6 protein-coding genes are annotated in these 7711 nt (G+C 73.1%); 4 read left to right on the forward strand and 2 right to left on the reverse strand.

Annotated elements, in window-relative coordinates; translation table 11 throughout:
* Positions 1–11 precede the first annotated feature (11 nt).
* Genes QZW52_RS03625 through QZW52_RS03635 form a run of 3 tightly spaced genes read left to right on the forward strand, consistent with a single transcriptional unit; the run spans position 12 to position 5331 of the window.
* On the forward strand, positions 12–848 hold the full coding sequence (locus QZW52_RS03625; protein WP_293995385.1) for an efflux RND transporter periplasmic adaptor subunit: 837 nt from the start codon (positions 12–14) through the stop codon (positions 846–848).
* Entirely contained in the window at positions 845–3748 is a 2904-nt protein-coding gene (locus QZW52_RS03630; RefSeq protein ID WP_293995388.1) for a cadherin-like domain-containing protein, read from the forward strand. The genes QZW52_RS03625 and QZW52_RS03630 overlap by 4 nt, the downstream gene beginning before the upstream one ends.
* Positions 3745–5331 carry a GGDEF domain-containing protein gene (locus tag QZW52_RS03635; RefSeq protein WP_293995391.1) on the forward strand — a complete coding sequence of 529 codons (1587 nt, stop codon included), beginning with the start codon at positions 3745–3747 and terminating at the stop codon, positions 5329–5331. The genes QZW52_RS03630 and QZW52_RS03635 overlap by 4 nt, the downstream gene beginning before the upstream one ends.
* On the opposite strand, the gene QZW52_RS03640 is transcribed toward QZW52_RS03635, so the two are convergent.
* Positions 5311–5937 carry a glutaredoxin family protein gene (locus QZW52_RS03640; protein ID WP_293995394.1) on the reverse strand — a complete coding sequence of 209 codons (627 nt, stop codon included), beginning with the start codon at positions 5935–5937 and terminating at the stop codon, positions 5311–5313. The two genes, QZW52_RS03635 and QZW52_RS03640, sit on opposite strands and share 21 nt — an antisense overlap.
* Before the next feature lie 66 nt (positions 5938–6003).
* Complete coding sequence (locus tag QZW52_RS03645) at positions 6004–6714, reverse strand: retropepsin-like aspartic protease family protein (RefSeq protein WP_293995397.1); 711 nt, start codon at positions 6712–6714, stop codon at positions 6004–6006.
* A gap of 134 nt (positions 6715–6848) precedes the next feature.
* On the opposite strand from QZW52_RS03645, the gene QZW52_RS03650 reads away from it, so the two are divergent.
* The coding region (locus tag QZW52_RS03650) for an MBL fold metallo-hydrolase (RefSeq protein WP_293995400.1) at positions 6849–7711 on the forward strand (863 nt) is incomplete at its 3' end.

Below are 7711 nucleotides of genomic sequence, written 5' to 3' on the forward strand. Positions count from 1 at the left end.
CACGCTGCCCCATGCAACGACTCCGACCTTTCTACCGACGCCAGCGGCTGTGGCTGTGGCTGGCCGTGGCGCTGGCGCCGGTGCTGCCCGCGCCGGCCGCGGCCCTCACGCTGGGCTGCCTCCTCACGCCCGCCCGCACCGCCGACATCGGCACGCCCCAGGCCGGCGTGGTCGAGCGGATGCTGGTGGACCGCGGCGACACGGTGCGCCAGGGACAGCCGCTGGCGCTGCTGCAGGCCACGGGCGAACGCGCCTCGGTGCGCACCGCCGAAGCCCGCGCCAAGGCGCAAGCCGCCGTCAGCGCCGCACAGGCCACGCTGGCGCTGGCGCGGCAGAAAACCGAGCGCGCCGAGTCGCTGCACACGGAGCAGTTCATCTCCGACATCGCCCTCAACCAGGCGCGCACCGAGCGGAGCGTGGCCGCGCAGGCGCTGCAGCAGGCCGAGGACCAGCGCGCCGTCTACCAGGCCGAATCCGCGCAGGCGCTGGCGCAGTTGCACCAGCGTGCGCTGCGCAGCCCCTTCGATGGCGTGGTGATCGACCGCATGGCGCAGCCGGGCGAGCGGGTCGAGCTGCAACCGCTGCTGCGCCTGGCCGACGTGGGACGGCTGCGGGTGGAGGTGGTGGTGCCGGCCAGCCAGTTCGGACAGGTCCGCAGTGGCGCACGCCACCTGGTGAAGGCCGAAGTGCCCGGCGTCCCCGCCCGCGAGGCCACCGTCACGCAGGTGGACCAGGTCATCGACGCCGCCAGCAACACCTTCCGCGTGCGGCTGGCACTGGACAACGCCGACCGGGCGGTGCCGGCTGGCGCGCGCTGCCAGATCGATCTGGGGCTGAAGACGCCATGACCCGTCCGCCCCGCCGCCGCTGGCAGTGCGAAGAGCTGGAGCCGCGCATCCTCTACGCCGCCGACACGGCCGCCCTCACCGGCCTGGCCAACCTCGGCGACATCGGCACCACCTTCCTCGTCAGCACCACCGCCGACAGCGGCGCCGGCTCGCTGCGCGACGCCATCACGCAGGCCAACCTGCACCCCGGCGCCGACACGATCCGCTTCGACATCCGCGAGCCACTGGTCAACGGCGCGCACACCATCACCCCACGCTCGGCCCTGCCCGTCATCACCGACACCGTCTGGCTCGATGCCAGCCGCGAGCCGGACGCGCTGGCACTCGGCCATCCGGTGGTGGAGCTGGTCGGCACCGACGCGGGGGGCAGCACCGCGGCGCTGGTGCTGGCCGATGGCGCGGACGGGAGCCTGGTGCGTGGGCTGGTGATCCACGAATTCGGTGGTGCCGGCATCCAGGTGCGCGCGGGCGCGGACGGCGTGGTGCTGGCCGGTCTGCGGATCGGCACCGACGTCACCGGTCTGCGCGCACCGGGCAACGGCGGCAACGCCATCGAGACCAGCGCCGCGCAGACCCTGATCGGCGGCGCGAACCCGGCCGACCGCAACCTGCTGTCCGGCAACAACGCCGGGGTCCAGGCGACGGGCGCAGCGGCCACGGGCACGCGCATCGAGGGCAACTTCATCGGCACCGATGCCCGCGGCGAGTCCGCGCTGGGCAACCGCACGGTGGGGGTCTACCTGGATGCGCCGGACGCCACCGTCGTCGGCAACCTCGTCAGCGGAAACGGCTTCGAGGGCGTCTACCTGCTGGCTGGTGCCGGTGGCAGCACCGTGCAGGGCAACCTGATCGGCACCGACCTGAGCGGCACCCGCGCCGTGGGCAATGGCAGCTTCGGCGTGTACGTGGAGAACACCCGCGACGTGCTGATCGGCGGTACCGCGCCCGGCGCCGGCAACCTGATCGCGTGGCAGAAATCCGGCGCGGGCATCTCCATCGTGGGCGTGGCGGGCGGCGTGTCGGTGCTCGGCAACGCCATCCACGACAACGCCGGGCTGGGCATCGACCTCGGCGCCGAGGGCGTCAACGGCAACCGCGAGGCCGACACCGATGGCGGCCCCAACAACCTGCTGAACTACCCCGTGCTGGACAGCGCCACGGTCCAGGCCGGCGCGACCCGCCTCCTCGGCACCGTGACCATGGCCGCCGGCACCACGCTGCGCATCGAGTTCTTCGTCAGCCCGCAGGCCGACCCGCTGGGCTTCGGTGAAGGCCGGACCTTCCTGGGCAGCGCGCGCGTGACCGCCGATGCGAGCGGCCTGGCGCGCATCGACACGGTGCTGGCGGGCGTACTGCTGCAGGCCGGGCAGGTGGTGTCGGCAACCGCCACCGTGCAGCTCGCCGGGGCCGCCGCGTCGCCGAAACCCTGGGGCGACAGCTCCGAGTTCGGCAACGCGGTGGTGGTGCAGGTCGTGCCGAGCGCGCCCGTGGTCGAGCCAGCACAAATCCTGCACATCGCCGAGAACAGCCCCGCCGACACCGTGGTCGGCACCCTGCGCGCCAGCGACGCCGACCCCGGCAGTGTCCTGTCCGGCTGGACGATCACCGGCAGCAGCGCGCTCGCCATCGACGCCGCCACCGGCACGGTCCGCGTGGTCGATCCCGCCACGCTCGACCACGAGCGGTCGCTGTCCATCACCCTCACCGCCACGGTCAGCGACGGCGTCGGCGGCAGCGGCCTGACCAGCGCACCGCAGACCCTCACCGTCTTCATCGACGATGTCAACGAGCCGCCGGTGCTGACGCTGGCGCCGTGGAAGATCCAGACCGGCGCGCCGCTGACGCTCGATCCCGCGGTGCTCGGTGCGCAAGACCCGGAGGGCAACACGGCGGCGCTGCTGGTCGAGGTTGGCGCCACCACGGGCGGGCGCTTCGAGGCGGTGGGCGCGCCCGGCGTGGCCCTCGACCGCTTCAGCGTGGCCGCACTCCAGTCGGGCCAAATCCGCTTTGTCGCCACCGCGCTGAGCCAGGCGCCCACCGTCAGCCTGCGCGTGAGCGACGGCAGCACCACCAGCGCCTGGACCACCGTCGGCGTGGACTGGACCCCTGCGCCACCCGCGCCCGCGCCCGCGCCAGCCCCTGCGCCGCTGGACCCCACGCCGGTCCTCACCATCAGCGACCCGGTGTCCAGAGACAGCACCACCACCGCGCCGCCCACGCTCGACGTGCCCGCGCTGTCCGGCGACCGGGGGCCGCTGTCGCGCGAGGTGCGCGCCGTGGCGGCGGAGCAGTGGCTGGCGCAGGTGCAGGCCACCAGTTCGGCCGAGATCGCCGCGCTGAACGCGCACATACGCTCCGACAGCGCCCGGCCCCCCGGCACGCCGCACACCAGCGACGCCGCCCCTGCCCCCGATCTGCTGGCCCTGGTGATGCCCGACACGGCGCTGGCCACGCTGCAGGCCGGCTATGACCTGCCCGCCACCGTGGCGCGGGGTGGCGAGCTGTCCGCGCTGGCCGATGACGGGCTGGGCCTGCTGCGCACCGATCTGGCCGACGAGGCGGGCCGGCTGCAATCGGCGATCGACCCGATCGAGGCGTCGGGACTGGCGCTGACGGTGGGGCTGGTGTGGTGGACGGTGCGGCTGGGCGGGGTGGCGGGTTCGCTGCTGGTGTCGGTGCCGACGTGGCAGTTCTTCGATCCGCTGCCGGTGCTGACCCGACCGCCACGGCCCTTGCCGTCCCCCCAGCGGCGCAGTGATCCCGCCGGGCCGGACCTGCACAACGAGGAAGCCTCGGCCGCCGAGGTGCTCGGCCGGGACGCCAGCGCCGCCGTGCGCGAAGCCCCCGAGGCCGATGACAGCGTCGATGCCCCCGCCGCCGGCAAGGGAGCACGCCGGTGAGCCGCCCGGTCCTGCCCGTCTGGTGGCCGCGCCTGGGCGTCGAAGCCCGCCTTGCGCTGGGGCTGGTGGCGATCTTCCTGGCGGTCATCTTCCTGCTCGACGTGCTGTTCGGACTTGTCCCCGACCGCGCCCGCACCGAGCTGACCGTGCGCCAGACCACGGCCACGGCGCTGGCCCTGCTGGTCACGCAGGGCATCGAGCAAGGCGGGCGCCCGCCACACGCCGCGATCCAGCAATGGGTGGCGCAGGACCGCGAGGTGCTGTCGGTGGCGCTGCAACAGCAGGGCCGTGCCCGCACGCCGCTCCTCGGCGACCACAGCGCCCACTGGCACCTGCCACCGGGCGAAGGCTCGACGCTGACACAGGTGCGCGTGGCCATCCACGACGCGCAGCAGCAGCCCTGGGGCACGCTCGAAATCGCCTTCCGGCCGATCTACCCGACGACGCTGGCGGGCGTGCTCGCCACCCCGTCGGTGCGGGCGCTGCTGGCGATCGCGGTGCTGGGCGGGCTGGCGATCTGGCTCTATCTGCGGCGGGTGCTGCAGCACCTGGACCCTGGGCAGGTGGTGCCGGAGCGGGTGCGCGATGCCTTCGACGTGCTCGACGAAGGCATCGTCATCCTGGATCCGCAGGCCCGCGTGATGATGGCCAACGAGGCGTTCCGCCGGCTGGCGCCGCTGCGGCCGGCGCGGCGTGCGGTGGACATTGGCCAGCCCATCACGCAGCTCGACTGGCTGTGCAGCGCCCTCACCGCCGACGGCGCAGAAGCCCCATGGACCACGGCCACCCGCACCGCCGCCCCCTCCGACGAACGCGAGGCCCGCATCGCGCAGGCGCCCGCACCCGCTCCGCTGCGCGAGGTGCTGGTGAAATGTTCGCCCGTGCTGGACCCGGACGGCCAGGTGCGCGGCAGCATGTTGCGGCTGCGCGACGTGAGCGCCTTGCACCAGCTCAACCGGGCGCTGCAAGCCTCGCAGCAAGCCCTGCGCGAACGCAACGAGGAACTCAGCCGTCTGGCCACCCGCGACCCGATGACCGGCTGCCTGAACCGGCGCGCCTTCTTCGAGCAGGCGACGCGGCTGTTCGAGCTGGCCGACCAGCGCGGCGAGGGACTCGTCTGCGTGATGGCCGACATCGACCACTTCAAGCAGTTCAACGACCGCCACGGCCACGCCACCGGCGATCAGGTCATCAAGGCGGTGGCGGCCATTCTCTCGGGCGGCGTGCGGAGCACGGATCTGGTCTGCCGCTACGGCGGGGAGGAGTTCTGCCTGCTGCTGCCACAGCGCGAGGCGGCCGACGTGCAGTCGCTGGCGGAGCGGCTGCGGCGCGAGATCGCGGACACCGCGGGCGCCCAGGTCGAGTCGGTCGCGGGCCTGCGGGTCACGTCGAGCTTCGGCATGGCGCTGTTCGAACCCGGACTGGCGGGACTGGCCACGCTGGTGGACCGGGCCGACCAGGCGCTCTACGACGCCAAGCGCACCGGGCGCAACCGGGTCAGCCGCTGGCCCGTGTCCGGCATGGGTTCTGAGGCTCCTGCTGCCTCAGCCGAATCAGCCGCTTCAGAAGCGAAACCGGCCTGACGCGCCAGGCAGCACCGGTGCAGGCACGGGCGCCGCTGGACGTACCGGACTTGCGTCGGCCTGGGGACTGGTGTCGGGTGGCGCCAACGGCTGTGCGGGGGCGGCGCGCCAGTGTGGCGGCAGTTGCGAGGTGCGCGGATAGCCGGCGGCGTCGAGGGTGGCCTGCCAGTCGCCGGGTTCGAAGCCCTGCAACCGCTGGGCGCCCAGGCGCAGCAGGGGCAGCGTGACCAGGCCCTCGCGGCGCTGCAGTTCCGCCACGTCCTCGGCGCGGTCGAGGGTGCGTTCGCGCACGGGCACACCGCGTTGCTGCAACAAGGCGCGGGCGCTGTCGCAGGGGCCGCAGTGCTGTGTGGTGTAGAGCGTGGCGGGATACCGCGCCACCACCTGCCGCAGGACGTAGGGCAACTCGACTTCGGACGTGGACGGGTCCGTGCTGCCCAGCGGGCGGGCAGCGGCGGTGGTGCCAGCGCCAGCGGCCGGGCGGTCGGTGTAGGTGACGCGGCCATCGGGGCCAACCACCTTGTACTGTGCCGCCGCGCCACCCGCCAGCACCAGCAGCAGCAACGCGCCGGCCAGACTGCTGCACCTCGTCGCCTGGGATGTCATCGCCGTGCTCCTTGTGTTTGTGTCTGTCCTGCCATGCGGACGATGGTAGCCGCAGCCGCCGCCGGTTCACGGGACCGGCAACGACACCAGCGACAGCCGGCCCTGCTCCCACTGCAGGCGAAAGCCTTGCAAGAAGCTGTTGCCGTAGAGCACGAAGGGCATGTCGCTGTCGATGACCACCGCCTCGACATCGCGCGCCTGCAGCGGCCCGAGGCTGACCTGTGCCAGCCGCACGCGCCGCCCGGCGCTGCGCCCGGAGGCGGTCTGTACCTGCACCTGCGCCGACGCCCCGGACGGCCCCTCCACCCCGAGCCGGCGCGCCGCCTGCGTGGACAGCACCACCACCGACGCCCCGGTGTCCACCACGCCCTGCACGGCCTGCCCGTTGATCTCGCCGCCGGCGTGGAAGAGCTGGTCGCTGCCGGCCTGCAGCACCAGCTTGCGCCCACCGCCGCCACCACCGCCGCCACTGCCGGACCCTGCCGACACCCCGACCGTCACCGGCGCGGCCCCGACCACCAGCTCCTGCCGCACCCCGCCCGTGTCGATCACCACGGACTGCGCCGCCCCGCCCCGCTGCACGCGCAGACCGTCCACCGTCTCGCCCACCGTCATCACGCGGGTACGGCCATCGATCACCAGCACCACCTTGTCGCCCATGGTCCCGGCCAGCGCCACGCTGGGTGCGCCATGCGCCCGCGCCAGACCGGACAGCGCCGCCAGGGCGAACACCACCCCGGTCAGCACCCCAGTACCCATTGGCTTCACTGCCCACATGCGAACACTCCGTTACAAATTGATGCCCAGACTAAGGCCCTCGCCCAGCCGGCAGGACAGGGATAAGGACGCGATTCAGCGGGCACATCGTTCCGGTGGGGGCCGCTCAGGACGGCTGTGGCATTCTGGTGGCCATGCCAACGCCAACGCTTGCCCATGCCGACGATCTCGGCCACCAGATCTACGCCATCGACACCGGTTTCGAGCGTGCCCGCTTCGACGCCGCCTATCTGGTCATCGACAGCGGGCGGGCGGTCTTGATCGACACGGGCCACAACGCGGCGGTACCGCGCATCCTGGACACGCTCGCCGCGCTGGGCCTGTCCCGCGACGCGGTGGACTGGGTGATCCCGACCCATGTGCATCTGGACCACGCGGGGGGCGCCGGCCTGCTGATGCAGCACCTGCCGCACGCCCGTGCGCTGATCCACCCGCACGGTGCCCGCCACCTCATCGACCCGCAGGCGCTGGTCGCGGGCGCTTGCGCGGTCTACGGTGCCGAGGTCGTGCGCCAGACCTACGGCACCATCGTGCCGATTCCGGCCGAGCGGGTGGTGCAGAGCCACGATGGGATGGAGGTGCAGGTTGGCCAGCGTCCGCTGCGGCTGATCGACACCCCCGGCCATGCCCGCCACCACCACTGCCTCTGGGACGCCCGCAGCCGCGGCTGGTTCACCGGCGATACCTTCGGCATCAGCTACCGCGAGTTCGACACCACGGCGGGGCCATGGATGTTCCCGAGCACCACGCCGGTGCAGTTCGATCCGGCGGCGCTGCGCCACTCCATCGACCGGCTGATGGCGGCCGAGCCGCAACGGCTGTACCCGACCCACTTCAGCCGGGTCGATGACGTGCCGCGCGTGGTGGCGCAGTTCCGCGCGCTGCTCGACCTGTGGGAATCCGGCGCGCTGGCGGCAGACCGCGACACCGCCACCGATCCACCACGGCTGCAGCGGCTGGAGGCGCTCGTGCTGTCCACGCTGCGCGCCTCGGCCCG

The organism is Sphaerotilus sp., from assembly GCF_013299175.1.
Taxonomy (GTDB): domain Bacteria; phylum Pseudomonadota; class Gammaproteobacteria; order Burkholderiales; family Burkholderiaceae_C; genus Sphaerotilus.